Source organism: Klebsiella sp. F11, assembly GCF_056712265.1.
The window spans coordinates 1,271,634-1,297,894 of sequence record NZ_CM160060.1 but is presented as its reverse complement, the minus strand read 5'-3'; the positions used below and the strand labels follow the sequence as shown (position 1 = coordinate 1,297,894).

Annotated in this window: 25 protein-coding genes and 1 pseudogene; 17 read left to right on the top strand and 9 right to left on the bottom strand. The window is 61.1% G+C overall.

The annotated features are described in order from the left end of the window. Positions 1-3 precede the first annotated feature (3 nt). Together AC1M2H_RS06520 and AC1M2H_RS06515 are read left to right on the top strand one after the other, a co-directional pair. The gene (locus AC1M2H_RS06520; RefSeq protein ID WP_426812203.1) at positions 4-966 is read left to right on the top strand and encodes a sugar-binding transcriptional regulator; all 963 of its coding nucleotides are present in this window, start codon (positions 4-6) and stop codon (positions 964-966) included. A gap of 157 nt (positions 967-1,123) precedes the next feature. Next, positions 1,124-1,774, top strand: coding sequence for a transporter (locus AC1M2H_RS06515; protein WP_480150749.1), 651 nt, complete (start codon positions 1,124-1,126; stop codon positions 1,772-1,774). Here AC1M2H_RS06515 and AC1M2H_RS06510 read toward each other — a convergent pair. Next, positions 1,771-2,682, bottom strand: a complete 912-nt coding sequence (locus AC1M2H_RS06510) for a LysR family transcriptional regulator (protein ID WP_426812201.1) — start codon at positions 2,680-2,682, stop codon at positions 1,771-1,773. The two genes, AC1M2H_RS06515 and AC1M2H_RS06510, sit on opposite strands and share 4 nt — an antisense overlap. A 112-nt stretch (positions 2,683-2,794) precedes the next feature. On the opposite strand from AC1M2H_RS06510, the gene speB reads away from it, so the two are divergent. The 8 genes from speB to AC1M2H_RS06470 all read left to right on the top strand — a co-directional run bounded on the left by speB (position 2,795) and on the right by AC1M2H_RS06470 (position 10,617). Further along, on the top strand, positions 2,795-3,745 hold the full coding sequence (gene speB / locus AC1M2H_RS06505) for an agmatinase (protein WP_480150748.1): 951 nt from the start codon (positions 2,795-2,797) through the stop codon (positions 3,743-3,745). 22 nt (positions 3,746-3,767) lie between these two features. Next, positions 3,768-4,628, top strand: a complete 861-nt coding sequence (locus tag AC1M2H_RS06500) for a sugar phosphate isomerase/epimerase family protein (protein ID WP_480150747.1) — start codon at positions 3,768-3,770, stop codon at positions 4,626-4,628. Beyond that, entirely contained in the window at positions 4,628-5,704 is a 1,077-nt protein-coding gene (locus tag AC1M2H_RS06495) for an isopenicillin N synthase family dioxygenase (RefSeq protein WP_480150746.1), read from the top strand. The genes AC1M2H_RS06500 and AC1M2H_RS06495 overlap by 1 nt, the downstream gene beginning before the upstream one ends. Before the next feature lie 9 nt (positions 5,705-5,713). Beyond that, a complete protein-coding gene (locus tag AC1M2H_RS06490) occupies positions 5,714-6,517 on the top strand; it encodes an ABC transporter substrate-binding protein (RefSeq protein WP_480150745.1) in 804 nt (267 codons plus the stop codon). Positions 6,518-6,550: 33 nt separating this feature from the next. Beyond that, positions 6,551-8,071, top strand: a complete 1,521-nt coding sequence (locus AC1M2H_RS06485) for an amino acid ABC transporter permease/ATP-binding protein (protein WP_480150744.1) — start codon at positions 6,551-6,553, stop codon at positions 8,069-8,071. Further along, positions 8,072-8,800, top strand: coding sequence for a class II aldolase/adducin family protein (locus AC1M2H_RS06480; protein ID WP_480150743.1), 729 nt, complete (start codon positions 8,072-8,074; stop codon positions 8,798-8,800). It begins immediately after the preceding gene. Positions 8,801-8,805: 5 nt separating this feature from the next. Further along, positions 8,806-9,738 (top strand): 2-hydroxyacid dehydrogenase, encoded by a 933-nt coding sequence (locus AC1M2H_RS06475; RefSeq protein ID WP_480150742.1) that lies wholly within the window; start codon positions 8,806-8,808, stop codon positions 9,736-9,738. Between the two features lie 84 nt (positions 9,739-9,822). Next, positions 9,823-10,617, top strand: coding sequence for an SDR family NAD(P)-dependent oxidoreductase (locus AC1M2H_RS06470; protein ID WP_480150741.1), 795 nt, complete (start codon positions 9,823-9,825; stop codon positions 10,615-10,617). Positions 10,618-10,639: 22 nt separating this feature from the next. On the opposite strand, the gene AC1M2H_RS06465 is transcribed toward AC1M2H_RS06470, so the two are convergent. The 5 genes from AC1M2H_RS06465 to AC1M2H_RS06445 form a co-directional block, all read right to left on the bottom strand. Beyond that, positions 10,640-10,969 (bottom strand): DNA-binding protein, encoded by a 330-nt coding sequence (locus tag AC1M2H_RS06465; RefSeq protein WP_426812196.1) that lies wholly within the window; start codon positions 10,967-10,969, stop codon positions 10,640-10,642. A 50-nt stretch (positions 10,970-11,019) separates the two neighbouring features. Then, positions 11,020-11,475: a PTS sugar transporter subunit IIA gene (locus AC1M2H_RS06460; protein ID WP_480150740.1), complete on the bottom strand. Its 456-nt coding sequence runs from the start codon at positions 11,473-11,475 to the stop codon at positions 11,020-11,022. Then, complete coding sequence (locus AC1M2H_RS06455; protein WP_480150739.1) at positions 11,472-12,836, bottom strand: PTS galactitol transporter subunit IIC; 1,365 nt, start codon at positions 12,834-12,836, stop codon at positions 11,472-11,474. Before AC1M2H_RS06455 ends, AC1M2H_RS06460 begins: the two co-directional genes overlap by 4 nt. Before the next feature lie 3 nt (positions 12,837-12,839). Beyond that, on the bottom strand, positions 12,840-13,121 hold the full coding sequence (locus tag AC1M2H_RS06450) for a PTS sugar transporter subunit IIB (RefSeq protein WP_426812193.1): 282 nt from the start codon (positions 13,119-13,121) through the stop codon (positions 12,840-12,842). Between the two features lie 153 nt (positions 13,122-13,274). After that, positions 13,275-14,027, bottom strand: a complete 753-nt coding sequence (locus AC1M2H_RS06445; RefSeq protein WP_480150738.1) for an AraC family transcriptional regulator — start codon at positions 14,025-14,027, stop codon at positions 13,275-13,277. A 214-nt stretch (positions 14,028-14,241) separates the two neighbouring features. On the opposite strand from AC1M2H_RS06445, the gene AC1M2H_RS06440 reads away from it, so the two are divergent. From AC1M2H_RS06440 to AC1M2H_RS06425, 4 genes are read left to right on the top strand one after another with little or no spacing between them, the layout of a single operon-like run. Beyond that, the gene (locus tag AC1M2H_RS06440) at positions 14,242-16,341 is read left to right on the top strand and encodes a TonB-dependent siderophore receptor (protein ID WP_480150737.1); all 2,100 of its coding nucleotides are present in this window, start codon (positions 14,242-14,244) and stop codon (positions 16,339-16,341) included. Positions 16,342-16,343: 2 nt separating this feature from the next. Continuing rightward, positions 16,344-17,201, top strand: a complete 858-nt coding sequence (locus AC1M2H_RS06435) for an ABC transporter substrate-binding protein (RefSeq protein ID WP_480150736.1) — start codon at positions 16,344-16,346, stop codon at positions 17,199-17,201. Beyond that, positions 17,194-19,170, top strand: coding sequence for a Fe(3+)-hydroxamate ABC transporter permease FhuB (gene fhuB / locus AC1M2H_RS06430; protein ID WP_480150735.1), 1,977 nt, complete (start codon positions 17,194-17,196; stop codon positions 19,168-19,170). The genes AC1M2H_RS06435 and fhuB overlap by 8 nt, the downstream gene beginning before the upstream one ends. Positions 19,171-19,210: 40 nt before the next feature. After that, complete coding sequence (locus tag AC1M2H_RS06425) at positions 19,211-20,818, top strand: cyclic peptide export ABC transporter (RefSeq protein ID WP_480150734.1); 1,608 nt, start codon at positions 19,211-19,213, stop codon at positions 20,816-20,818. On the opposite strand, the gene AC1M2H_RS06420 is transcribed toward AC1M2H_RS06425, so the two are convergent. From AC1M2H_RS06420 to AC1M2H_RS06410, 3 genes are all read right to left on the bottom strand, one after another. Further along, the gene (locus AC1M2H_RS06420; protein ID WP_480150733.1) at positions 20,815-21,999 is read right to left on the bottom strand and encodes an MFS transporter; all 1,185 of its coding nucleotides are present in this window, start codon (positions 21,997-21,999) and stop codon (positions 20,815-20,817) included. The two genes, AC1M2H_RS06425 and AC1M2H_RS06420, sit on opposite strands and share 4 nt — an antisense overlap. A 108-nt stretch (positions 22,000-22,107) precedes the next feature. Beyond that, on the bottom strand, positions 22,108-22,869 hold the full coding sequence (locus AC1M2H_RS06415; RefSeq protein WP_480150732.1) for a transporter substrate-binding domain-containing protein: 762 nt from the start codon (positions 22,867-22,869) through the stop codon (positions 22,108-22,110). A gap of 17 nt (positions 22,870-22,886) precedes the next feature. Then, the gene (locus AC1M2H_RS06410; RefSeq protein WP_161795693.1) at positions 22,887-23,048 is read right to left on the bottom strand and encodes a hypothetical protein; all 162 of its coding nucleotides are present in this window, start codon (positions 23,046-23,048) and stop codon (positions 22,887-22,889) included. A 134-nt stretch (positions 23,049-23,182) separates the two neighbouring features. Here AC1M2H_RS06410 and AC1M2H_RS06405 point away from each other — a divergent pair, with 134 nt between their 5' ends. The 3 genes and pseudogenes from AC1M2H_RS06405 (at position 23,183) to AC1M2H_RS06395 (ending at position 26,235) form a co-directional block, all read left to right on the top strand. Then, on the top strand, positions 23,183-24,055 hold the full coding sequence (locus AC1M2H_RS06405) for a MurR/RpiR family transcriptional regulator (RefSeq protein ID WP_480150731.1): 873 nt from the start codon (positions 23,183-23,185) through the stop codon (positions 24,053-24,055). 37 nt (positions 24,056-24,092) lie between these two features. Further along, positions 24,093-24,677 carry a D-alanyl-D-alanine dipeptidase gene (gene ddpX, locus AC1M2H_RS06400; protein ID WP_480150730.1) on the top strand — a complete coding sequence of 195 codons (585 nt, stop codon included), beginning with the start codon at positions 24,093-24,095 and terminating at the stop codon, positions 24,675-24,677. Positions 24,678-24,682: 5 nt separating this feature from the next. Then, positions 24,683-26,235: pseudogene (locus tag AC1M2H_RS06395) on the top strand (ABC transporter substrate-binding protein). Positions 26,236-26,261 lie beyond the last annotated feature (26 nt).

The following is a 26,261-nucleotide window of genomic DNA, read 5'->3' as shown; positions in this document are numbered from 1 at the left end:
CGAATGGAAAAATCGAGCGCGTCCCAGGAGTATGAGCTACTCACCGAGATTGCCGTAGCCTACTACAGTGATGAGATAACGCAGGAAGAGATTGCCAACAAATTTGGCTTCTCGCGTATTAAGGTCGGACGTCTGCTGAAACGGGCAAAAGAAGAAGGGATCGTCGAGATCAACGTCCGCTACCACCCGATCTTCAGCACCCAGCTTGAGAAGCAGCTCAAAGATCGTTTCCCCATCAGCCGCGCGCTTATCGCCCTCGACCATAACGATGAAGAGGAGCAGCGTCGCCAGGTTGCTACCCTGGTCTCCAGCCACCTTAACAATATGCTGAAAGATAACGTGGTGGTGGCGGTAGGTCAGGGTCGCAACGTGGCGGCGGTCGCCGAATTCTCCGGCACCATCCAGGCGCGCGACTGCCGCTTTATTTGCGGCATCGGCGGCACCCATCGCCCGGGCGATATCATCAATGCCGATCATATTAGCCGCCTGCTGGCGAAGAAATTTGGCGGCAGCAGCGAGTCGCTGTACGCGCCGGCCTATGTCGAAAACATGCAGCTAAAAGAGCTGCTGCTGCAGAACGGCACCATTAAAGAGACCCTCGATCGCGCCCGCAAAGCCGATATTGCACTGGTTGGCATCGGCGACATGAACGAAGAGAGCTACATGGTGAAGCTGGGCTGGTTCACGCCGCAGGAGATCAACGATGCCAGCATTAACCAGGGCGTCATCGGCGACGTCGCCGGCTACGACTTCTTCAACTCCCGCGGCGAGCACGTCAACACGGTGATGGACAACCGGGTGATTGGCCTGAGCGTTGAAGAGCTCAAGCAGATCCCCTGCGTGATTGCGATTGCCTCTGAAAATACCAAAGCGATGGCGATTATGGGCGCGCTGCGCACCGGGGCGATCGATATCATCGCCACCAGCGCCCGCAACATCCGCACGATTTTAAGCATGAGCCAGTAACCCGTCGGGCTGTCCCAGGCCGCGCGGCCGTTTGGCGCCGACCTGGGCGCAAAAAAGCTCGATAGGTTAAAAAACCGCGGAAAAGGAGCACGAAGTGAAGAGGAAGTTATAAACACGGCACTTACCATATTGTTTTTCAATATCTAACGTGGTGCTAATGTCTGTACTCAGAAGCCTTCTCTTTTTCCTCGGCGCAGGCGCCGCCTCCGCCGTCGCGGTACTCTGTCTATGGATTGACGTACGGGTATTCGATAACAACATTGCGGAAATCTCGCTCACCGAAATCATGCAGGAGCTGGTGCTGGCGGCAATCGTGCTGATTCACTTCTGCCTGGCAAAGCAATATGCGCTTCTGCGCTACTGCAATATTCTCGTCGGCGGCTTTTTCCTCGCCATGCTAATCCGCGAGCTGGACGCGGCCTTCGATCTGATTTCCCACGGCAGCTGGGTCTGGTTTGCCCTCTTCTCCACGCTCTGTACGCTTATTTATCCGCTCATCCATTTCCGCCAGACCCTTGCGCAGCTGGCGCAATATACCCGCACGCCTTTTTACGGAATGATGCTCAGCGGCCTGCTGGCGGTGCTGGTCTTCTCGCGTCTGTTCGGGATGCACGGCCTGTGGTTCGCCATCCTCGCCGAGGATTACGCCCGGGCGGTGAAAAACGCCGTCGAAGAGGGCAGCGAGTCGTTTGGCTATATGCTCTGCCTGACGGCGTCGATCGGCTACTTCTGCTATTTTCGCTTTGTCGCCCGCGCTTCGGCAGCGGCCAGCGCCCGATCGCCCGCCGCAGGGGCAGACGGCCCTTAATAGTTCCACTTCGGCCTAGCGACGGTATTCTTCTTCAGCAAATTACGAAACTCTTTCAGATAGGGCTCGTTGCTGCGCCCGCGTTTGCAAATCGCCGAGAACGGCGACTGGAAGCCGAATTCGTTGGGCAGCAGCACCCGCAGCCGGTTCTCCTTGATCCACGGCCAGGCGTAGTGTTCCGGGAGATAGCCGATATATTTCCCCGAGAGGATCAGCAGCAGCTGCGCATCGACCGTCTCAACGGTGGCGCTGCCTTTACTGAAGCCGCGCCGCCGCAGATCGCTGGTGTTCCAGTAGCTGCGGGTCACCAGCGGGCACTGGCTGATCTGCTCTTTATCGAGCTGGCGGCTGAAGAACATCGGGTGCAGGTCGCTGCAGTAGAGCCAGTGCTGCTCGCGATAGAGCGGCTCGCTGATGATGTTATGCACCTGGGAGTTGTAGCTGCCGATAGCCAGATCGATATGGTTGTTGAGCACGCCGTTCAGCTGCTCCGCCGGGGTGCGGATAATCAGTTTGATGTGCACGTGGGGAAACTTATCGCTGAAGCTGCGCAGCACCACCGGCAGCGACAGCGCGGTTTCCGTTTCAATCGAGTCGAGCGTCGAGATGCAAATCGTGCCGCTGTGCTCGCCCTTCAGCAGCGCCGACTGGCGTTCCAGCTCGTTCAGCTCGCTGAGCACGCGAATCGCCTGCTGTAAAAACTGCTGTCCTTTCTCGGTCAGCGCAAAGCCGCCGCGCCCGCGCTGGCACAGGCTAAACCCCAGTTGACCTTCCAGCTGAGACATCGCGTTGCTGATCGCCGACACCGAAATTCCCAGCTCCTGCTGGGCCCTGCCGTAGCTTTCAAGGCGGGCCACCGCCTCAAAAATCTGCAGCTGGCGAATGTTAAGGCTACCGTCGTTGAGCATGATTAGTTCACCGTTAAATGAACTAAGTATTTGCAGCAGACGATTTAAAGTCCAGTACATCTTTCGCACTATCACCTCATCGAGCATTTGTGCGTCAGATTCAGGAGCTGAAATGGACAACGTCTTTCATCAACCGCAGGGCGGCAACGAGATGCCGCGTTTCGGCGGCCGCGCAACGATGATGCGACTGCCTTTTATCGAAGATTTACAGGGGCTTGACGCGGCTTTCGTTGGCATCCCGCTGGATATCGGCACGTCGCAGCGCTCCGGCACCCGCTACGGACCGCGCTATATCCGCGCCGAATCGGTGATGATTCGTCCCTACAACATGGCAACCGGCGCGGCGCCTTTTGAATCGCTGTCGGTGGCCGATATCGGTGACGTACCGATAAACACCTACAGCCTGCTCAAATCGGTGCAGATCATCGAGGATTACTACACCGGCTTAAATAGTTTTCCGCTCATCCCGCTGACTCTCGGGGGAGACCACACCATCACCCTGCCGATTCTCCGCGCCCTGACCAAAAAACATGGCCCGGTGGGGCTGATTCATGTGGATGCCCACACCGACACCAACGACGAGATGTTCGGCGAGAAAATCGCCCACGGCACCACCTTCCGCCGCGCCGTCGAAGAGGGGCTGCTGGATCTTAAACGCGTGGTGCAGATTGGCCAGCGCGCCCAGGGCTACGCCGCCGGCGACTTCCAGTGGGGCGTCGACCAGGGCTTTCGTCTGGTGCAGGCGGAGCAGTGCTGGCACCGGTCGCTGGCGCCGTTAATGGCGGAGGTTCGCCAGCAGATGGGCGCAGGCCCGGTCTACCTCAGCTTCGATATCGACAGCCTCGATCCCATCTGGGCGCCCGGCACCGGAACCCCGGAAGTCGGCGGCCTGACCTCCATTCAGGCGCTGGAGATCGTCCGCGGCTGCCGCGGCCTGAACCTGATTGGCTGCGACCTGGTTGAGGTCTCCCCGCCTTACGATATCAGCGGCAACACCTCCCAGCTGGCGGCCAACCTGCTGTATGAAATGCTCTGCGTCCTGCCGGGCGCGAAATATCCATAGGGGATTCCGAATGCAGCCAACCATGCAGCTCAAGGTTTTTCGCACCCTCTGGGGCGTGACGACTCCGTGGCAACAAACCCTCAGCGAGCTAAAAAGCGTCGGCTGCTGCGGCATCGAGGCCCGCGTGCCGCTAAGCGCCGATGAGCGCCAGACGCTGGCCCAACGCCTGCAGGAGTCCGAGCTGGAGTATATCGCTATCGTCTTTAGCGGCGGCGGCGTGATCCCGGCGCAGGCCGAAACGCCGCGCCAGCATTTGGAGCGCTTAAAAAGCCGCTTTGAAGACGCCAGGACGCTGAATCCGCGCTTCGTCAATCTGCTGGCCGGCAACGACCGCTGGCCGCTGGCACAGCAGGTGGATTTTCTCGGCCGGGCCCACGAGCTGGCCGCCGCCTGCGAGGTGGCCTGCAGCTTTGAAACCCATCGCGCCACCTCGCTGTATAGCCCGTGGCTGACCCTGGAAATTATCCAGCAGCTGCCGCAGCTGCGTTTTACCGCCGATATCAGCCACTGGCTGGTGGTGAGCGAGCGACTGCTGGATGACCCCTGCGATGATTTCAGCGCCTTTATCGACCGCGTCCACCACGTTCAGGCCCGCGCCGGCTACGACCAGGGGCCGCAGGTGCCGCATCCGGCGGCGCCGGAATATCAGGCTGCGCTGGGGTTCCAGCAGCGCTTCTGGCAGCAGGTCTGGCAGTCGCAGCGTCGGCGCGGGTATCAGCAGACCACCCTGACGCCCGAGTTTGGCCCCGACGGCTATCTGCACCACCTGCCGTTCACCAACGTCCCGGTGGCCGACCTGTGGTCGCTGAATGCGTGGATGGCGAAACATGAACAGCAGCATTTCGCCGAGTTTTTATCGCTAACCGAAAAGGATCTGTCGTAATGAGCGTCGCAAAAAGTTCTTTCACTGAGTTACCGACCATCGATATCAGCGATCTTGCCAGCGATAGCCTGGCAAAACGTCAGGCCGTCGCCGACACCATCGGCAAAGCGGCGCGGGAGGTCGGCTTTTTCTACATCACCGGCCACGGCATTGACCCTGAGCTGATCGCCGGGATCCGCACGGCGGCCAAACGGCTCTTCGCCCTACCGATGGATCAAAAGATGCAGTACTACATCGGCCACTCCCGCAGCCACAAAGGCTACGTCCCGGAAGGGGAAGAGATCTACGGCTCCGGTAAACCGGACCACAAAGAAGCGTTTGATATTGGCTTTCAGGCCGCGGATGACCATCCGTTTGTGCTGGCCGGCACGCCGCTGATTGGCGCCAACGAGTGGCCGCAGCTGCCCGAGTTTCAGTCCCGGGTGCTGGCCTACTATGAAGCCGTGTTTGCCCTCGGCCATCGCCTGTTTGACGCCTTCGCCCTCGCCCTTGGCCTGCCGGAGGGGTATTTCAAGGCGATGGTGACCTGCCCGCCGTCGAAGCTGCGCCTGATCCACTACCCCTTTGACGCCAGCGCCGAAGACGTTCCCGGTATTGGTGCACACACCGATTACGAATGCTTCACCCTGCTGCTCGCCGACCAGCCCGGCCTTGAGGTGCTGAATGAAGATAGCGCCTGGATTGACGCGCCGCCGCTGAAGAACGCCGCCGGCGAAGAGGCTTTCGTGATCAATATCGGCGACATGCTGGAAGTGCTAAGCGCTGGCACATTTGTTGCTACAGCCCACCGTGTCCGCAAGGTGCCGCAGGAGCGCTACTCCTTCCCGCTGTTCTTCGCCTGCGATTACCACACCCTGATCCGCCCGCTGCCCAACTTTTTAACCGCCGGGGAGGCCAGCGACTATCAGGAACTGAGCATCGGCGAGCATATGTGGAGCCAGGCGCTGCAGACCTACCGCTACCTGCGCGAGAAGGTCAACAAAGGCGAGCTGCAGCTCCCGGAGCGCGCCCGCGGCACCAACACCTTTGGCCATCTGAAAAAACAAGCCCAGCAAAAAACCGTTACTAACCCGTGAGGATACATGATGAAAAAAACGCTCCATAAGCTCTCGCGCCGTGTGGCGGTGGGCATCGCCGTCGCCGCCTGCTTTTCACCGCTGACCCAGGCGGCAGAACTGCTGACGGATGGCGTATTTAAAGTCGGGATGGAGGTGACCTATCCGCCGTTTGAATCCTACGACAGCAATAACAACATCGTCGGCCTCGACCCGGAGTTCGCCGCGCTGATTGCCGAGCAGCTGAAGGCCAAACCGCAGCTGATCGACACCAAATTCACCAGCCTGATTCTGGGGATTGGCAAGAAATATGACGCGGTAATCTCCGGGATGTACGTCACGCCGGAGCGCCTTAAACAGGCCGACGCCGTGCCTTACGCCTTATCCGGCGCGTCGATTATCGCCCTGAAAGGCAGCGATATTCAGCCGAAAACGGAAGATGATCTCTGCGGCGTCAAGGTCGGGCTGCAGCAGGGCACCAGCTGGGTCGCCAGCCTGAAAAATCACTCCGATGAGTACTGCCTGAAAAACGGCAAACCGGCGATCGGCATTCAGGAGTTCCCGACCGCCCCGGAAGTCTCTCAGGCCCTGATATCGAAAAACATTAACGCGCAGTTAGAGATCGCTCCGGCGGCGCAAATTCTTGTCGACAAGAGCCGCGGACGGCTGGCAATCAGCTCCACGCGGCTGGTCTACCCCCTGCCGCTGGGGATTTACGTCAGCAAAGGCAATAGCGAACTGGTGGAAGCGATTAAATCGACGTTAGCCACCTTAAAAGCCAACGGCAAATATGACGCCATCATCAAGAAATACAACTTAGAACGCATCGATTAAATACGATCAAGCCAATGCGCAACAGGAGTCGGTATGGAGTTCGATTGGGGATACTTTTTCTCGTTATTTAGCATTGGGACATTCTGGCAGGCGTGCGTGACCGTCATCGTCGTCAGTGCATTGTCGTGGTTTATTGGCCTGGTATTAGGTTTTCTTTTAGCCTGCGCGAAGCTCTCCGGCCCGCGCTGGCTGAAGGTTCCCGTCGAACTCTATATTTGGTTTTTCCGCAGCGTGCCGCTAATGGTGCTGCTGGTATTTGTCTATAACCTGCCGCAGCTGTTTCCGGCCACCCAGCCGCTGCTCGGCGTTCCGTTTATTGCCGGCCTGGTCTCGATGACCGTCACCGAGGCGGCCTATATGGCGGAAATTCATCGCGGCGGTTTAATTTCGGTGGCGAAAGGACAAAGCGAAGCCGGTCACGCCTTAAGCTTCAGCTTTATCGGCATTCAGCGCCTGATTATTATCCCGCAGGCGTTTCGCATCTCGCTGCCCACGATGATTAATGAATACATCACCATCATTAAACTCAGCTCGATTTTGTCGGTGATCTCGTTGCCGGAACTGCTGCTCACCGGCCAGCGCCTGTATGCGCAGAACTTCCTCGTGATGGAGACCCTGCTGGCGGTAGCGGTGTACTACGTGATGGTGGTGACGGTATTTACCTGGCTGTTCCGGGCGCTGGAAAACCGGCTCGATATTCAGCAAAAGCGCCCGCAAACCTTCAACGACGCCGAATGCGAGACCCTGCGCCAGAGCCTGAAAGCGCCGCCGCAGGCGGTGAAGGCCGAAGCCGCCAGCGGCAGCCCGCCGGCTCTCGACCTGCGGGCGATCGAAAAATCCTGGGGCCAGCATCAGGTGCTGAAAGGCATCGACCTGAAGGTCGATAACGGCGAGGTCATCAGCATCATCGGGCCGTCCGGGTCGGGCAAAACCACCCTCATCCGCACCATCAACGCCCTGGAAAGCCTAGACGGCGGGGAAATTATTCTCTACGGCGAAGATTACCTGAAAGGCGCGGCGATCGTCGATAAGCCGCAGATGCGCGCCGGCGTACGCCGCATCGGCATGGTTTTCCAGAGCTTCAACCTGTTTCCTCATCGGTCGGTGCTCGACAACGTCATGCTCGCCCCGCTGTACCACAAACTGGCCGATCGCCGCGCGGCAAAAGAGCAGGCCCTCTATCTGCTGGACCGCGTCGGGCTGCTGGCCCACGCCGAAAAGTACCCCTGGCAGCTCTCCGGCGGCCAGCAGCAGCGCGTCGCCATCGCCAGGGCGCTGGCCTTAAAACCGGACATCATGCTGTTTGACGAACCCACCTCGGCGCTGGATCCGGAGCTGGTCGGCGAAGTGCTGAAGGTGATTCAGTCTCTCGCCCGCGAAGGGATGACGATGCTGATCGTGACCCACGAGATGGACTTCGCGCTATCCATTTCCGACCGGGTGGTGATGATGGAAAACGGCGTGGTGGTCAGCGATGTGCCGCCACGGCGCATCCGCGACGGCGCCGGCGATCCGCCACTGACCCGCATCCGTGAATTTATGGGAGTACAATAAATGGCTACTGAACGTGAACTGCGCCAGGATCTGGCCGCCGCCTACCGCCTGGCGGCGCTGTTTGGCTGGGAAGATACCCTCTATACCCACTTTTCCGTGCGCCTGCCGGGCGACGGCGAACCACGGTTTCTGATTAACCCGTTCGGCATGATGTTCGATGAGGTGACCGCCAGCAATCTGATTGTCGTCGACATGCAGGGCAAGGTGGTGGAAGGCCACGCTCCGGCTAACTCGGCCGGTTTTACCATCCACAGCGCGGTGCATATGGCGCGGGAGGATGCCCACTGCGTGATCCACACCCATACTCTGCCGGGCATGGCGGTCGCAGCCTGTCAGGATGGCCTGCTGCAGCTTAACCAGATCAGCACCGAGTTTTATCAGCGCGTCGGCTATCACCCGTATGAAGGGGTGGCGTTTGACCTCGACGAACGCGAGCGTATTCAGCGCTCGCTCGGGGATAATATCGCCATGATTTTACAGAGCCACGGGCTGCTGTCGGTGGGACGCAGCGTCGCCGATGCGTTTTGCATCATGTACTACCTCAACCGCGCCTGCGAAATTCAGCTGGCCGCCGCCCAGCTCGCTCCGCTCAGCCCGATTCACCTCATCCCGGCGCACCTGAGCCAGCACGCCTGCGAACAGCTGATGGGCGTGGAGCACGAGCGCCAGCTGGTCTGGCAGGCGTGGCTGCGCCGCCTTAACCGCCTCGACACCTCTTATAAAGACTAACGCCTATGCCGAACCTGACTATCGTTGTCGACTGCAACGACCCAAACTACGCCCGCGAGATTTGCGACGCGCTGCGCCTTTTCCCCGACGTGACGGCGGTCCTCCCCGACCATCCGGCGGCAGGTCGCGCGGAGTATGCCAGCTGCTGGTTTCCCGATCCTCAGCTGCTGGCCCGCTCGCCGGAGCTAAAGCTTATCCAGGCCGCTTCGGCCGGGGTTGACCACCTTCCCGAAGAGGTGTTCGCCAGCCAGGTTCCGCTATGCCGGGTGGTGGACGAAGATTTCCGTCACGGGATGTTCGAATATGCGCTGTGGGGCGTGCTGTGGTTTCAGCGCCATTTTGACCGCATGCTGGCGCATCAGCGCGAGCGGGTGTGGCAGGCCTACCCGCAGCGGGCCGCCGGCGATTTTCGCGTCGGAGTGATGGGGCTCGGTGAAATCGGCGGCTACATCGCCGCCCGTCTTGCCGGGCTGGGGTACTGCGTCTCCGGCTGGGCGCGGAGCGAAAAGCGGCTGGCGGGCGTGCGCTGCTACCACGGCGATGCGCAGGCCGCTGGTTTCCTGGGCGAACTGGACGCGCTGATCAACGTGCTGCCGCTCACCGAGCAGACCCGCGGCATCCTCGCGCAGCCCCTGCTCGACCAGCTCCCGGCCGGAGCGGTGCTGATCAACTGCGGACGCGGCGAGCATATGGTAAATCACGACGTGCTGCAGGCGCTGGACAGCGGCCGGCTGGCGGGCGCGGTGCTGGACGTCTTTCCCGTCGAACCGCTGCCGGACGCCGATCCGCTGTGGTCGCATCCGCGGGTGGTCATCACTCCGCATATCGCCTCCATCGCCCCGGCGCAGGTGATCGCCCGTCAGCTGCTGGAAAATATTCAGCGTCTGCAGCAGGCGCTGCCGCTGAAAAATCTGGTCAATAAACAGATGGGCTATTAACACCTTGCAACCTCTCTCCCCGCCCGGCGCAGGCGTCAGCTGCTACGCTTAATGGTCTGTTACTCACGCAAGAAGGCCAGGGTTATGAAGATTGATTTATCGGGGAAGGTCGCGCTGGTGACCGCATCAACGGCGGGGATTGGCTTCGCTATCGCCAAAGGCCTCGCCGCCAGCGGGGCTGAGGTCGTCATTAACGGACGCAGCGAGCGCAGCGTTAACGCGGCCATCGCCCGGTTGCAAAACGAAGTCCCCGGCGCCAGCGCGCGTCCGGCGGTCGCCGACCTGAGCGACGCCGAGGGCGTGAATCAGCTGCTGCAGGCGCTGGTCGGCATCGATATTCTGGTCAACAACGCCGGCATCTATGGCCCGCAGGATTTCTACGAAACCGATGACGAGACCTGGGAAAACTACTGGCAGACCAACGTGATGTCCGGCGTGCGCTTATCGCGGGCCCTGCTGCCGGCGATGGTGCAAAAAGGCTGGGGCCGGGTGGTGTTTATCTCCTCCGAGTCGGCGCGCAACATTCCGGCGGATATGATCCACTACGGGGTGACCAAAACCGCCCAGCTGTCGCTGGCGCGCGGGCTGGCGAAATACGTCGCCGGCAGCGGCGTCACCGTCAACAGCGTGCTGCCGGGCCCCACCCTTTCCGACGGCTTTGCCGAAATGATGAAAGAAGAAGTCGCGAGGACCGGGAAACCGCTGGAGCAGCTGGCGAAAGAGTTTGTCATGGCCCATCGCCCCGCGTCGGTGATTCAGCGCGCGGCATCGGTGGAGGAGGTGGCGAATATGGTGGTGTACGTCTGCTCGACCCAGGCCTCGGCGACCTCGGGGGCGGCGCTGCGCGTTGACGGCGGCGTGGTGGACGATATCGTCTGATAACGCGGCGCCCGGCCGCCGGCTAGCGGTCGGGCGTTTTTGACGGCTCTTTTACGCTGGTCATTTCGTACTTACCCTCAGGATCCATGGCGTTGACCGCTTTTTGCAGCTCCGCCAGCGCAAACTTGAGGGAGGCCACTTCCTCTCGCAGCGCCTGCACTTCCTGTTCCTGAGTGGTGCTAACCCGGCTGGTTTTGGGGAACGCTTCGAAGACGTCCTCTTCGAAAAACATACGAACCTGACGATTATCAACGTTGACCAGCTGGTACTTCAGCCGGCCGCTGTTGATCGCGTTATAGATAGTTTTACGACTCACCATCGCTAACTCTATGACGTCGCTGATTCGTAACATCTTGTCCCTCTTTGCTGCCGGCATTATCGTATTGAGCCCATCATTTTATCTTACTGCGTGACGATGGCATCGGTGAACACTTTTGCAATCTCCTCTGGCGTCATTTTCACGATTTCGTTAACGCGATCGCTATCGGCCAGCAGGGCGAACAAGGATTGAATAATTGCCACCTTTTCGCAGGTTTCATCAATTGCCATCATCACCACTATCCGGGGAACCACCGCCTCCTCCGGCTCGTCGGTGCGCTGGAACTCAACGCCCGCAAGATTGATTCCGATGGCAAAACCGGTGCGGTTGACGTGCTCAAATTCGGTGTGCGGGATGGCGACGCTGTGGGTCTCCATAAAAATCCCCGTCGGATAGACCTTTTCCCGCTCCAGCACCCCTTCGCTAAAGCTCGGCTTAACCAGGCCATCGGCCTGCAGGCTTGCCGCCAGGCGGGTCAGCAGATCCGTCCGGCTGACGGCCTCGGTGAACTTCACCACGCGCTGCGCGCTAAACATCATTTCCCCACCTCCGCGTTTGCTTCAGCCAACTGCTCGTTTTCCTGCGCCAGCTTGCGCCGGTTCCAGATCATCAGGGCCAGGGTGCATAAGGTTAAAATACCGACCCCAATCTCTTTTAAGTGGAAGCCCTGAATAATCGCCCACGGCAGCATGGCTCCGGCGTAATCGACGCTGCTGATGCTTGTAGTGCCCTGCGGCAGGGAGAAGCCGGTGCTCACCGCCGTGCTGGTGACGATCGGCGCCAGGTTGGTGCCGATGAGCAGCGCCAGGCTGAGCGTCAGCAGGCCGGTAAGCAGCGTACGGAACATATCGCCGCGACATACCGCGGTGACCAGCACAAAGGCAAACGGCAGGCCGGTTAACGAGGCGAAGGGCAGGAACTGGTTGCCCGGAATAATCGCCGCCAGCACCAGCATAATAGGGATCATCAGCATCGATACCGACAGCGTCACCGGATGACCGACGCTGACCGCCGAGTCGAGGCCGATGGCAATTTTACCGAACGAACCGGCGCGCGACTGGGCAATTTCCTGAATACGTTCGCTGATCGGATAGACCCCCTCCATCAGCATTTTGGCCATTCGCGGAATAATGGTCATCACCGCCGCCATGGTAATTGCCGTTTGTAAAATGGCCTTCACTTCGATCCCGGCAATAATACCCAGCAGCGCCCCGATAATTGCGCCAAGCGACGCCGGATCGCCGAGAATAGAGAGCCTTTTCTGAATCACTTCGGTATCAATTTTAATATCGCGAATCACCGGAATACGATCGACAATCGCATTAACCAGCCACGCCGCCGGTACAAACGAGGCGGAGAAACCGTGCGGCACGGAAATAGACGGCAGGTTCAGATATTTCTCGACGTCGCCGCTGGTACGGTCGGCAATAACCATAGTGACGATGCAGTTAATTGCTGCCGCAAAAATACCCAGCCAGAGGCTATCGGTAATAATCGTGACCAGCGAACCGGTAAACGCGTGGTGCCACAGGTTCCAGATATCGACGTTCAGCACCCGGGTGGTTTTGCTGTACAGCATCAGCACGTTAATCGCCACGCACACCGGAATCACCAGCGCGCCCACGCGGGTCCCCATCGCCACCGCCGCCGCCGCGGGCCAGCCCACGTCCAGCACGGTGAGGTTCAGGCCAAAGCGCTCCACCAGCGCATGGCTGACCGGCGTCAGAGAGTCGATCATCAGATTAACGGTAATGCTTAATCCGATAAAACCAATCCCCACCATTAAACCGGCCTTAAGGGCTTTACTCAGCGACAGGCGTAATATCAGCCCGAGGATCATAAATATTAGCGGCATCATCACCGAGGCGCCGAGGCCCACGATATAATCAACAATAAACATGGCTTAACCCTCGGCGAGAATTAATTCTTTCACGCTGCTGAAAACTTTATCGGTGCCCATGCCGGTCAACAGCGGCAGAGCGTTAATAACCGGAATGGAAAGCGCAACCGGTGAAGTCGAGACAATAAAGTCAATATCATCGCGCGTTTTAGCTTCCGCCACGGTGCCCTGCGAAATACGCACCTTGTCGAGGATATTTTCTTTTTTCAGGAACTCCTGCAGCTTATTTAACGCAACGGTGCTGGTTGCTACGCCAGCGCCACAACAAATCATCATGTGTTTCATGAGTATTCCTCTCCGTTTTGGTTGAGAGGATTAAATCATGATGACGGATTGAGAATTGTGATCAGTGTGTAATTTTACACACCGAGTACACACAGAACGACGTAAAATAAATAACTACTTGATAATAAATAATATTTATCTAAGACAGCTTCTTTACCCCTTCACACCGGCGGCCTGGATATAGCGCTGGGGCGAAACGCCCAGCTTTTTGCGGAACATGGCGATAAAGGCGCTGGCGCTGGCGTAGCCCAGCTCGTTTGCCAGGGTGCTCACCGCCACGCCGCGGGCCAGATTACACACCGCCTCCAGCAGGCGAATTTGCTGACGCCATTCGGAAAAGCTCAGCTGCGTCTCCTCACGGAACAGCCGCGCCAGGGTCCGTTCGCTGGCCCCCACCTTTTGCCCCCACCAGGCGAGAGTCGCCGCGTGATCCAGCTCGCGACAGAGCGTATCGCACACCTGGCGCACCCGGCGGTCGCTGGGTAGCGTCACGTGGCACAGGAGGCTGGTGGGCAGGCGCGCCAGCTCGTCGCTCAGCAGGGCGTAAACCAGCGCCTGCCGCTCCGCCGTCAGCCCCTCTTCAAAGCCGGCGGCGATAAGCGCGTGCAGCAGCGGCGTAGCGGATAGCCCGCGGCACCGCTCACTGAAACGTCGCGACGCCGGGGGGGTTAAGTAGAGGTTTTGCGTGACCACGTGGTCAACCGCCTGCAGCCCGTGCGGCAGGCCGCCCGGCAGCCAGATGGCGCGCCCCGGCGACAGCAGCCAGATATGCTGCGGGGTAACAATTTTCGCCACGCCGCGCAGGGCGTAGATCAGCTGCCCCTGTTCATGCTGATGAACCGGCTCTTCGCTGCCCGGGGTATACTTCAGCTGGCGCAGACCTTCAATCGCGTGCTGGGTTGTCATCTTCACCTGCCCTTTGTCTGATTCTCACCATTTGTGCGTACTGCTGCGTTTAGAGACAACTTTTGTCCGAATGGCGACATCCAGGTGACCAGTAGCGCCATTCTGCCACGGACGGGCTTCTCTTTTAAAGGTGAATAATTATCATTTCCATCCAATTCTAATAACAGTCGGAAATGCTATGAGACAGATTGGCAAGCTTTTCAGGGATAAACCGTTGAAAGTACTGGCATGTACGATCATCGCAGGATACAGCGGGCAGGCCTTCACTGCGGATAACGGGCAGGATAGCACAAAAGAACAGACGATGGTGGTCACCGCCGCTCCCGACGTCCAGGGGCAGGATGACGAAAGCAATATCGTCACCCATAGCGCGACGGCGGGCAGCAAATCCAGCCAGCTGATTAGCCGCACCGCGCAAAGTATTGCGGTCGTCACCCAGGCGCAAATTGCCGCCCAGGCGGCGAAAACGATCCCGGAAGCGCTGCGCTACGTCTCCGGCGTCTCGTCGGAAAGCTCCGGACCGGACACCCGTTTCGACACCATTATCGTGCGCGGATTTGAAGCCGACGAGTATCTCGACGGCCTGCGCCTGCCGCGCGAAGCCTGGTGGAGCCGGCCGGCGTGGGACCCGTTCCTGCTGTCGCGCATTGAGGTCGTCAAAGGTCCGGCCTCGGTGCTCTACGGCCAGGCTAACCCCGGCGGGATCGTCAACATGGTCAGCAAGACCCCGCAGGCCGAACCCGGCGGCGAGGTGTACGTTACCACCGGCAACCACAGCCAGTTTGGTACCGGCTTCGACGCGACCGGGCCGCTGAACGATGATAAAACCCTGCTGGGCCGCGTGGCCGGCACCTTTTTCGATACCGAAACCCAAGTCGATCACACCCGCTATCAGCACTATGACATCGCCCCGTCGTTAACCTGGCAGCCGAGCGATCGCACCAGCCTGACGCTCCTGGCGCAGCTGCGCAAGGACCCGGACAGCGGCTTCTACAACCAGATGCCGGTCTCCGGCACGCTGACGCATAACCCGAACGGCCAGATCTCCTCCAGCTTCTATGGCGGGCAGCCCGGCTTCGATAAGTACGAACGCAAGCAGGGCAGTATCGGCTATCAGTTCCGCCACGACTTTAACGATACGGTCACCTTCCGCCAGAACCTGCGCTATATCAGCAGCACCGGCGACTACCTGATGGTCTATCCGTGGGGCGTACACGCCGACGCGCCGCTGATCGACCGCTACTCGATGAACCTGAAAGAGACGATGGTCAACTTCGCGGTGGATAACCAGGCGGAGTTCCATCTGCAAACCGGTCCGCTGCAGCACACCCTGCTGGCCGGTATCGATCGCATGCACAGTTCGGTGCGCAGCCAGTCCGGCTACGGCGATGCCAGCCCGATCAACTATCGCGATCCGGACTACAGCACCCCGGTGGTAAAACCGCCTTTCGACAGCAGCACCCACTCGACGATGGATCAGACCGGCCTCTATCTGCAGGATCAGCTGGAATGGAACAGTTGGATCATGAGCCTCGCCGGGCGCTACGACGCGGCGAAAACCAAAAGCACCGACCTGATCACCGACGCGCGCAGCGAGCGTAACGACTACGCCACCACCGGACGCGCCGGACTGCTTTACCACTTCGATAACGGTCTTGCGCCCTACGTCAGCTACTCCACATCGTTCGTGCCGAGCAGCAGCAGCGATTTCTACGGACGCTCCTTTAAGCCCACCGAAGGTAAGCAGTCGGAGATTGGCCTGAAGTACGATCCGGTCGGCCTCGACGCCCTGTTTACCCTCGCGCTGTTTAACCTGCGCGAAACCAACGTCGCCACTCCCGACCCCGATCACGCCAGCTACAGCGTGCAAACCGGCGAGATCCGCTCCCGGGGGATCGAACTGGACGGGAAAATCAACATCACCCCGGCCTGGTCGGTACTGGCATCCTGGGCCTTAACCGATCCGCAGGTCACCAGCGCCAACGACGGCAGCGAAGGCAAGCATCCGGTAGGGATTGCCCGCAACAGCGCTAAGCTGTGGACGCAATATGCGCTCAGCGGCCCGCTGGACGGCTTCTCAATCGGCGGCGGCGTGCGCTACGTCGGCAGCAGCTACGCCACCACCGATAACAGCCTGAAGGTCCCGGCCGCTACGGTGTACGATGCGCGGCTGGGCTATCAGTGGCGCGAGTGGGGCGTGGCGCTTAACGCCGCCAACCTGACCAACAAAACCTATCTCGCCTCCTGCCAGGATAACGGCTGCGAATATGCGATGAAGCGCCAGCTGGTGGCCACCGTGAACTACAAGTGGTAACTATGCTTTCTCGACGCAGGTTGTTAACCGCCGCTCTGCTGGCCCCCGCGCTGTCGTGGGTCAGCGGTACGTCGGTTCCGCAACGGCTGGCGGTGCTCGACTGGGGGCTGGCGGAGACGATCCTCGCCCTCGGCGTGACGCCGGCCGGCGTCTCGGCGCCGGACTGGTATCGCAAGCTAATCCCCACGCCCGCCCTGCCGCCGGCGGTGCAGGACCTGGGGCTGCTGTTTCAGCCGAACCTCGAAACCCTCTACGCGCTGCGTCCTGACCGCATTGTGGTCACTCCCCAGCACGTCCTGCTCAAGCCGGCCCTCGAAAAGATTGCCCCGATCCTGACGCTTCCCGCCCACGGGCTGGGCGCGTTCATCGAATCCACGCGCCGTCTCGGCGCCACGCTGCAGCGCCAGGCGCAGGCGCAGAGCCTGCTCGCCCGCCTGCATCAGCAAATCGCCCGCGCCCGCGGCTACGCGCAAACCCTGCGCCAGCCGGTGATATTCGCCACTCCGGTCGACGCCCTGCACCTGCAGCTCTATACCGGCGGCAGCCTGCCCGGCGACGTGCTGGCGGCCTGCGGTATGCGCAACGGCTGGTCCGGCGGCGGCGGCGCGGAGGGCAGCGTGCTGATGGAGCTGACCCGCATCGCCCCCCTCGACGCGCGGCTGATCCTGCTGGTGGCCGAAGAGCGGCGCGACGCGGTGGCCCGCTGGCGGCAAAGCCCGCTCTGGCAGCGGCTGCCGCTGACCTCGCGCTACCCGATCGGGCTGATTGAGCAGCCCATCAGCGACGCCGGGGCGCTGGTAACCGCCGGGCGTTTTGCCGATATTTTCAGCCAGCTGATGGTGGGGTGGCGCGATGCCTGAACCCTTTTCCCGTCGCCTGTCGTGGGGCGTTATCACCGCGCTGTGGCTGATTTCCCTGCTGCTGGCGGTCAGCGACGTGCTGCATCAGGGCGGGTTTCATGCGCTATTCAGCGCGCAAAACGCGCGGCCGCAGGCCATTATCCTGCACGGCATGTGGCTCCCACGTCAGGGAATGGCCATCGTCAGCGGCGCCACCCTCGGCCTGTGCGGCTGGCTGATGCAGCGCGCGCTGCGCAATCCGCTGGCGGAGCCGATGACCCTCGGCCTGACCTCGGGCGCGACCCTGGCGATGGGACTGGCTTCGCTGTGGCTGCCGGCGCTGACCGGCGCCCCGCGGCTGGCGGTAATTATCGGCGGCGAGCTGGCGGCGCTGCTGCTGGTGCTGCTGCTGAGCTGGCGCCAGCGTCTCTCCCCGCTGGTGATGATTCAGGCCGGCATGATGATCAACTTATGGTGCGGCGCGCTGACGATGCTGATCGCTATCGTCAACGACCGCTTTCTGCTGACCGTCCTGATGTGGGGCGGCGGCTCGCTGGCGCAGGAAGATGGTCACCTGCTGCTGGCCCTGCTGCCGTGGCTGGCACTGTGCATGCTCCTGCTGGCCCTGCTGCTGCGCCCGCTGGAGCTGCTGCAGCTGCCGGAAACGATGGTCAGCGGCCTTGGCGCCTCGCCGCTGCGCATTCGCGGCGCCGCGGTCGCGCTGGCGCTGGCGATGAGCGCGCTGATTATCAACGTCGTCGGGGTGATTGGCTTTCTTGGTCTCGCCGCGCCGCATCTTGCCCGTTTTGGCGGCGCCCGCACGTCGCGCCAGCTGATGCTGCACAGCGCGCTGACCGGCGCCGGCCTGCTGTGGTTTACCGACCTCTGCGTGTCAAAGGTTTCTCTGTTCAACGGCCAGCTGCTGCCGGTGGGGATGCTGACCGCGCTAACCGGCGGGCCGCTGCTGATCCTGCTGACGCGCCACGCCCGCCAGCACGGGATTGATACCTCCCCGCCGCCGCTGGTCCCGGCGCAGCCCGCCGGCCGCTGGGTTCCGTGGGCGGCGGCCCTGGCGCTGGCGGCGGCAATAGCGATTTCGCTGTTCCTCGGCCACGGGCTAAGCCACTGGCACTGGGCAACCCGCGGCGAGCTGGCGCAGCTGCTGCCGCTGCGGATCCCCCGCCTGCTGGCGGCCATCAGCGCCGGCGCCCTGCTGGCCGCTGCGGGAGTCCTGATGCAGCGGGTGAGCGGTAACCCGCTGGCCAGTCCGGAAGTGCTGGGCATCGGCGGCGGAGCGGCGATGGGGGTGACGGCCTATATCCTGCTGTTCCCCACCCAGGGCAGCGCTTTTTTGCTGCTCAGCAGCCTCGCCGGGGCGCTCATCAGCCTGCTGCTGACGATGTGGAACAGCCGCCGCAGCGCCTTTAATCCACAGCGGGTGCTGCTCAACGGCCTGGCGCTGAACGCCCTTTGTCAGGCGGCGGTGAGCATCGTGATGCTCAATAACCTTGCCGCCAGCGCGGTGCTGCTGCCGCTGATGACCGGCAGCACCTACTACATCAGCGCCCCGCTGGCGCAGGTGCTGTTTATCGCCACCCTGATCCTGCTGGCGCTGGCGCCGCTGTTTCGCCGCTGGCTGGTGCTGCTGCCGCTGGGCGGCGTCGCCGGCTCGCTGGGCGTTTCCCTGCCCCGCGCCCGCCTGGGCGTGCTGACGCTGGCGGCGGTCATGACCGGGCTGGCGACCCTGCTGGTGGGCCCGGTGTCGTTTATTGGCCTGCTGGGGCCGCATCTGGCGCGCCGGCTCGGGGTCAAGGGGCCGCTGGCGCAGCTGTACGCCGCGGCGCTGCTGTCGGCGGTCATTATGACGGTCGCCGACTGGCTGGGGCGCAACGCGCTCTATCCGCGCCAGCTGCCGGTTGGGCTGGTGGCATCGCTTATCGGCGTTCCGCTGCTGGTCTGGCCGCTGATCCGCCCCAGGGCCCATCGTTAATTCGCATAACGCATTGTGAGCAATGAATAAGGAATTTCACATGTCGGTGTTGTTGGTTTTGTTTCGAATGGTCGGCGGCTGGCTGTTGCTGGCGGTGGTCGCCGGGCTGATTAGCGGCTTTAGCAACGCTTCGCTGCTGGCGATGATTAACCACAGCCTGACGCTGCCGCAGACCGACCGCTGGCTCGGGCCCGGCGTGCAGTTTGCGCTGCTGGCGCTGCTGATGCTGGCAACTCGCGTTATCTCGCAGACTACCTTTATGTATCTTGGCCAGAGGGTGAAGGCGCGCCTGCGCGGCGAGCTGACCCGCCAGGTCAGCGAAACCCGCTGGCTGCAGCTGGAGAAGTCCGGGATGAGCAAAACCATCTCGGTGCTCACCCAGGACCTCGACACCCTGGTGGTGTTTTTCGTCAGCCTGCCCAACCTGTTCATCTACGGCGCGGTAATCGCCGGCTGCCTGATTTATCTCGCCACCCTCTCCGCCAGCGTCCTCGGGCTGGCGCTGGCGGCCATCGCCCTCGGCAGCCTCGGCTATCGCGCCGCGCACGGCCGGGCGATGGGGCTGCTGCGCCAGTCGCGGCAGCGGGAAGATACCCTGATTCAGCAGTGCAAAAAGCTGTTTGACGGCGGACGCGAATATCGCCTCAACGCCGACCGCCGCCGCCGCTTCGTCGCCGGCGAGCTGGCCGATAACATCGAGGCCGTACGCCGGCAGCGCACCCGCGGCTACGTGCTGTACGGGCTCGCCACCAGCTGGGGCAGCATTCTGTTCTTCGCCTTTATCGGCCTGGTGCTGTTTGGCCTGCGCGACCTGCTGACGCTGGAGCCGGCGACCATCACCGGCTACGTGATGATATTTCTATATATGATTGTGCCGGTGGAGGGAGTGCTATCATCGTTGCCAACCCTCGCCAGCGCCAGGGTCGCGCTGCAGCGGGTACAGCAGCTGCGCGAGGATCTGCCGCCGGAGCAGCCGCAGCGCCCTCTGCCTGCAGAACCCTTCCGCTGCCTGGCGCTGGAAGCCATTCGCTATCAATACCAGGGGGAAGATGGGGAAAGCTTCACCCTTGGTCCGCTCGATATGCGCTTCTCCCCGGGCGAGCTGGTGTTTATCGTCGGCGGCAACGGCAGCGGTAAAACCACCCTCGCCAACCTGCTGGTGGGGCTCTATCCGCCGGATAGCGGCGCGATCGTGCTTAACGGCCGCGCCCTTGCCGACGACCAGCAGGAGGGCTATCGCCAGCTATTTTCAGCGGTATTTAACGACTTTTTCCTTTTCGACGACGTGGCGTTTGTCCACGAGAGGACGGCGGAGCAGGTTAACCATCTGCTGCAGCTCCTGAGGCTGCAGCACAAGGTCCGCTTTGCCGAGGGACGTTTCTCAACCACCGCCCTGTCGCAGGGGCAGCGCAAGCGGCTGGCGCTGCTGCAGGCGTGGCTTGAGGAGCGCCCGCTGTACCTGTTCGACGAGTGGGCGGCCGATCAGGACCCGGAGTTTAAAGCGGTGTTTTATCTTGAGATCCTGCCGATGCTGAAGGCCGAGGGCAAAACCATCATCGCCATCACCCATGACGATCGCTACTTCCACCTCGCGGACCGCATCATCAAGCTGGAGTCGGGGCGCATCGTCCAGGCTGACCCGCTTTAGCGCTGGCGCCTGGCGCGCGCGCCGAACAGCAGCGCCGCCATTACCGGGACCAGCGAGCCCCAGAGCACGGCGTTCCAGCCAAAGAGATTCATCAGCGCGCCGGAGGCGAAGGCCCCCACCATCATCACGCCGAAAACGATAAAGTCGTTCAGCGACTGTACCTGGGTTTTCTCTTCCGGACGGTGGAAGTCCATAATCTGCGTCGAGGCGCCGGTGAAGCCGAAGTTCCAGCCGATGCCCAGCAGGATAAGCGATACCCAGTAGTGCATCACCTCGGTGCCGGACAGCCCAACCAGCACCGACAGCGCGAGAAGCGCCAGCCCCGTCGCGTTAATGCGTCCGGCGCCGAAGCGGGCGATCAGCCTGCCGGTAAAAAAGCCGGGGCCGTACATCGCCACCACGTGCCACTGAATGCCGAGGTTCGACGCCTGCTGTGAAATCCCGTGCAGGTGCATGGAGAGCGGCGCGGCGGTCATCAGGAAGTTCATCACCATGTAGGCCACCGCCCCGCTGAATACCGTGCGGGCAAAACCCGGCTGGCGCACAATATCCCCGAGCGGGCGGCCGCCGCTCCGCGCCTGGGCCACCGGCTCCGCGGACTTGACCCCCAGCAGCACCAGCGCCGAAACCGCCGCCACCGCGCCCTGGGCAATGAAGGTCATGGCGAAGGTATGCGCCGGCCACAGGTTCATCGTGCCGGTCACCAGCATCGGGCCGATCACCCCGGCGGCCACGCCGCCGCCCATGACCAGCGACAGCGCCCGGGCGCGGCGCTCGGCGCCGACGCCATCGGTGGCGGCAAAGCGAAACGACACCGCCACCGCCGCGTAGGCGCCACCCAAAAATGCCGCCACGCAGAAGAGCCAGAATGCGCCGAGCACCACCGCCAGCGCCGCCAGCATGCCGGTCAGAACCCCGGCGCCGGTGCCCAGCATAAAGACCGCTTTGCGCCCGCGCCTTCTGGCCAGGGCACCAAAGGGTAAAATACAGGCCGCCATCCCGAGGACAAAAATGGCGATCGGCAGCGTGGCAAGGGTACTATCGGGAGCGATGGCGTTGCCGACAATCGCTCCGGTGGCGTAAAAGACCACCGAGTTGGCCCCCGCCAGCGCCTGTGCGGTCGCCAGGCGGATAATATTGTTGTTCTGTTGCCTGACCGGCAGGGTTATCTCAGCATTCATCAATTATCGTTATCCGGTTTATCCCGGCCGCTGTCCGATGCGGCCGCAGGGCGCCTGCGCGGCGGGTAAAACAGCCACTTTACCCGGCAATGAGGCAATCGCCAGCGCCTATTCGTGAATTTTCCACTTCTGCTTGAGCACGTTTTTATCCTGGCTATCCAGCCAGCGGTTGACCTTCTCCAGCAGCGGCTGATTATCCTTGTTCATCATGTAGACCTTAAAGCTGGCGGTTCCCGGGAAGGGCTGCTCGTTGGCGACGCAAAAGACGCCGGGCTCTTTATTCTGGTAATAGATGCCCTCAATCAGGTCGGTCACCATCATATCGGCGGTTTTCCGCCGCAGCGCTTCGAGGTTATCAACGTTGTTTTTCACCCGGATAATCTGCGCATGTTTAATATGCGCATCAACGTAGCTTTGGTTGGTGCCGCCGGGGTTCACAATCACCTTCACGTTCGGCCGATCGATTTTTTCGAGGCTCCCCAGCGCCGGCGCGGCCATGCAGCTGGCGAGGGCAATTTTGCCGTTGGCGACCACCGGATGGCTGAGGGCGAAATCTTTCGCCCGCTCCGGCGTTTCGGTGACGCCGCCCATGGCGATATCAAACTTATCGGCCTGCAGATCGCCCGATAGCGTCGGCCAGCTGGTCTGCACGAACGCCACCTTCAGGCCCAGCTTCTCGCCAAGATCTTTCGCCATGTCAACGTCATAGCCGAGCAGCTCCCCCGCACCGTTATGAAACGCCAGCGGGGCGTAATCTCCCGGCACGCCGACCCTCAGCTCGCCGCTTTGCTGAATTGTTTGCATATCGCGTGCCGAACTGCTGCAGGCCACGCTCGCCAGCGCCAGGGCAATACAAACCTTAACCTTCATACCATCATCCTTATTAATTAGTCAGTTATGTTAATTCTAAGCGTCTGATCCCCGCCGGTATTTTTTTCGTTAACGGGCATTAATGATAATTTTGTTAACCATATGTTTTCTTTTTGTGATGCACAACCAGGAAATGTTGCACCTTCTTTGTGCATATTTTGCTGAAAATCTACGCTCATAGTTCGCCTGCCTCCACTCTTTTCCCCGTCATACCGCAAACGACGGTGTTCCGTAAGAGATGGCATGCATTGTGCTTTGTTAGCTGAGTAACAGCGTAATGACTTATGAGAACCAAATATCACCGGGGGTGAGGATGAACGATAGTAGCGATCGGCTGTTTCGCACCATTGAGGCCACCTTCAGCCAGCTGACGCCCAGCGAGAAGCGCATCGGCAGCTGGCTGCTGAGCCATCGCCAGCATATCCCCTTTGAGACCGCGGACAGCATTGCCCAGGCAACCGGCACCAGCGGGATCACCGTCGGCCGCTATCTGCGCAAGCTGGGCTACCGCAACCTCGACGATGTTAAAAACAGCCTGAAGGATCGCGCGCCGCTGCCCTATAAGCACTGGGGGGTCGTCGATCGCCTCGACTCCTGGGCCCAGCAGCAGGCGCAGCCCGACCGCGCCAGCCTGTCGCTGCAGATGGAGCTTGACGCTATCCGCTACGTCTATCAGCTGGCGCAGGAGGAGACCTTCGCCCGCATCAGCGAGCGGATTGCCCGGGCCGACGCGGTGATTGTGATCGGCATTCAGTCCACGCGCGGTCTCGCCAACGCCTTTTTTAGCCATCTTGAGTATCTGCGCCCGCGGGTGACCTACGCCGACGGCAGCTCCGGCAGCTGGCTGGAGGCGCTGAACTCCGAATATGAACATCCCTACGTGGTGATCACCGATACCCGCGCCTACTCCAGCTCCGCCCGCCAGTTCTGCCGGGTGGCCGCCGAGCGGCGCATTGCCACCGCGCTGGTCACCGACATCTGGTGCCCGTGGGCCCGCGACTATCCGCTCGATCTGCTGCAGGTCAAAACCGATACCGGCCACTTTTGGGATTCGCTCGCGCCAATCAGCTGTCTTTTCAACCTGCTGCTCTCGGCGGTGGTCGAGCGGCTCGGGCCGTCGCTGTCGCAGCGGCTGGCTGAGAACCGCGCGCTGCAGCAGGAATTTGGTCAATTTGAACGTGAATAAGCGCCTGCTCGCCAGGCTCCAGGACAGGAAATAACAGATGAATCAGCAAGTCACTCTGGTCGATATCCGCGCGCGGTTTCCGGCGCTGGCCATCGATCTCAAGTACGCCAGCGCCGATAACATTACCGGCCAGCCCATCTATGCCGAAGCCCGCTGCCTGCTGCATCCGGACGCGGCGGAGGCGCTGGAGAGATCCCTGCGCATCGCCCGTCTGGCAGGCCTGAATCTGCAGGTTCTCGATGCCTATCGTCCGCAGCAGGCTCAGCAGCTGCTGTGGAACGCCTGTCCGAACCAGGACTACGTGGTGCCGATTGCGCTGGGTTCGAACCACAGCCGCGGTACCGCTATTGATGTGACGTTAATCGACGAAAACGGCCAGCCGCTGGATATGGGCACCGCCTTCGATGAGATGGACGCTCTCTCTCACCCTTACCACCCGGCGGTTCCTGCCGCCGCTCAGCGTCATCGCCTGCTGCTGAACGCCGTGATGTTTGGCGGCGGCTTTAAGGGTATTTCCACGGAATGGTGGCACTTCGAACTACCGGACGCGGCCGGTTATCCGCTCCTTGATGATGTTTTTGCCTGCCTGGCTCCCGCTAAGACTGACGGAGTAATTCCATGAAAAAGATGCGTACCTCCTTAACCGGTTTTCGTCCGCTGCTGCTGGCCGTGGCGCTGGCCGCCGCCGTCGCGCCGGCCTATGCCGCGGTTCCCAAAGATATGCTGGTCATCGGCAAAGCCGCCGATCCGCAGACCCTCGATCCGGCCGTAACCATCGATAACAACGACTGGACGGTCACCTACCCGGCCTATCAGCGGCTGGTGAAATATAAAACCGATGACGGTAAAGGTTCAACGGACGTCGAGGGCGAGCTGGCGGAGAGCTGGCAGGTCTCCGATGATGGTAAAACCTGGACCTTTACGCTGCACAAAAGCATGCAGTTTGATGACGGCTCGCCGGTCACCGCCGAGGCGGTCAAGCTCTCGTTCGAGCGCCTGATGCGCATTAAGCAGGGTCCTTCGGAAGCCTTCCCGAGCGGGCTGAAAATTGAAGCCGTCGATCCCACCACCGTCCGCTTCACCCTGCCGGAGCCTTTCGCCCCGTTCCTGCATACCCTCGCCAACGACGGCGCGTCGATCGTCAACCCGGCGGTACTGAAGGCTAACGCCGCCGACGACGCCCGCGGCTGGCTGGCGGAGCATACCGCCGGCTCCGGCGCCTATATGCTGCAGCGCTGGCAGAAAGGCCAGCAGCTGGTGCTGGTGCCCAACCCGCACTACAGCGGCATTAAGCCGGTCTTTAAGCGGGTGACGGTGAAGATTATCGGCGAAAGCTCCGCCCGCCGCCTGCAGCTGACCAAGGGCGATCTGGATATTGCCGATGCCCTGCCGGTAGACCAGTTCGCGGCGCTGAAAAAAGAGGATAAGGTCGCGGTGTATGACTATCCGGCGCTGCGCGTCACCTATCTGTACCTTAACAACGGCAAGGCGCCGATGAATCAGGTCGATCTTCGCCGCGCCGTCTCCTGGGCTACCGACTATAAAGGGATGGTCAGCGGGATCCTCGGTGGCAACGGCAAGCAGATGCGCGGCCCGATCCCGGACGGCATGTGGGGCTATGACGCCAGCGCCATGCAGTACTCACTTGATATAGATAAGGCCAAAGCCGCGCTGGAGAAAGTGGCGGATAAGCCGAAAACCCTGTCGTTCCTCTACTCCGATAATGACCCGAACTGGGAGCCTATCGCCCTCTCCACCCAGGCGAATCTCAGGCGCTGGGTATCCAGGTGAAGCTCGAAAAGCTGGCTAACGCCACCATGCGCGAGCGGATTGGCAAAGGGGATTACGACATCGCCATCGGCAACTGGAGCCCGGATTTCGCCGATCCCTATATGTTCATGAACTACTGGTTTGAGTCGGATAAGAAAGGGCTGCCGGGCAACCGTTCATTCTACGAGAACCCGCAGGTTGACGCCCTGCTCAAGAAGGCGGTCTCCACCGCCGATCAGGCGCAGCGAACCGCGGATTATCAGGCGGCGCAGAAAACGGTGATCGATGAGGCCGCCTACGTCTATCTGTTCCAGAAAAACTATCAGGTGGCGATGAACAAAGAGGTCAAAGGCTTCGTCTTTAACCCGATGCTCGAGCAGATCTTCAATATTGCCGAGATGCGCAAATAGCGGGCCGCACCTTAACCTTGTGATGC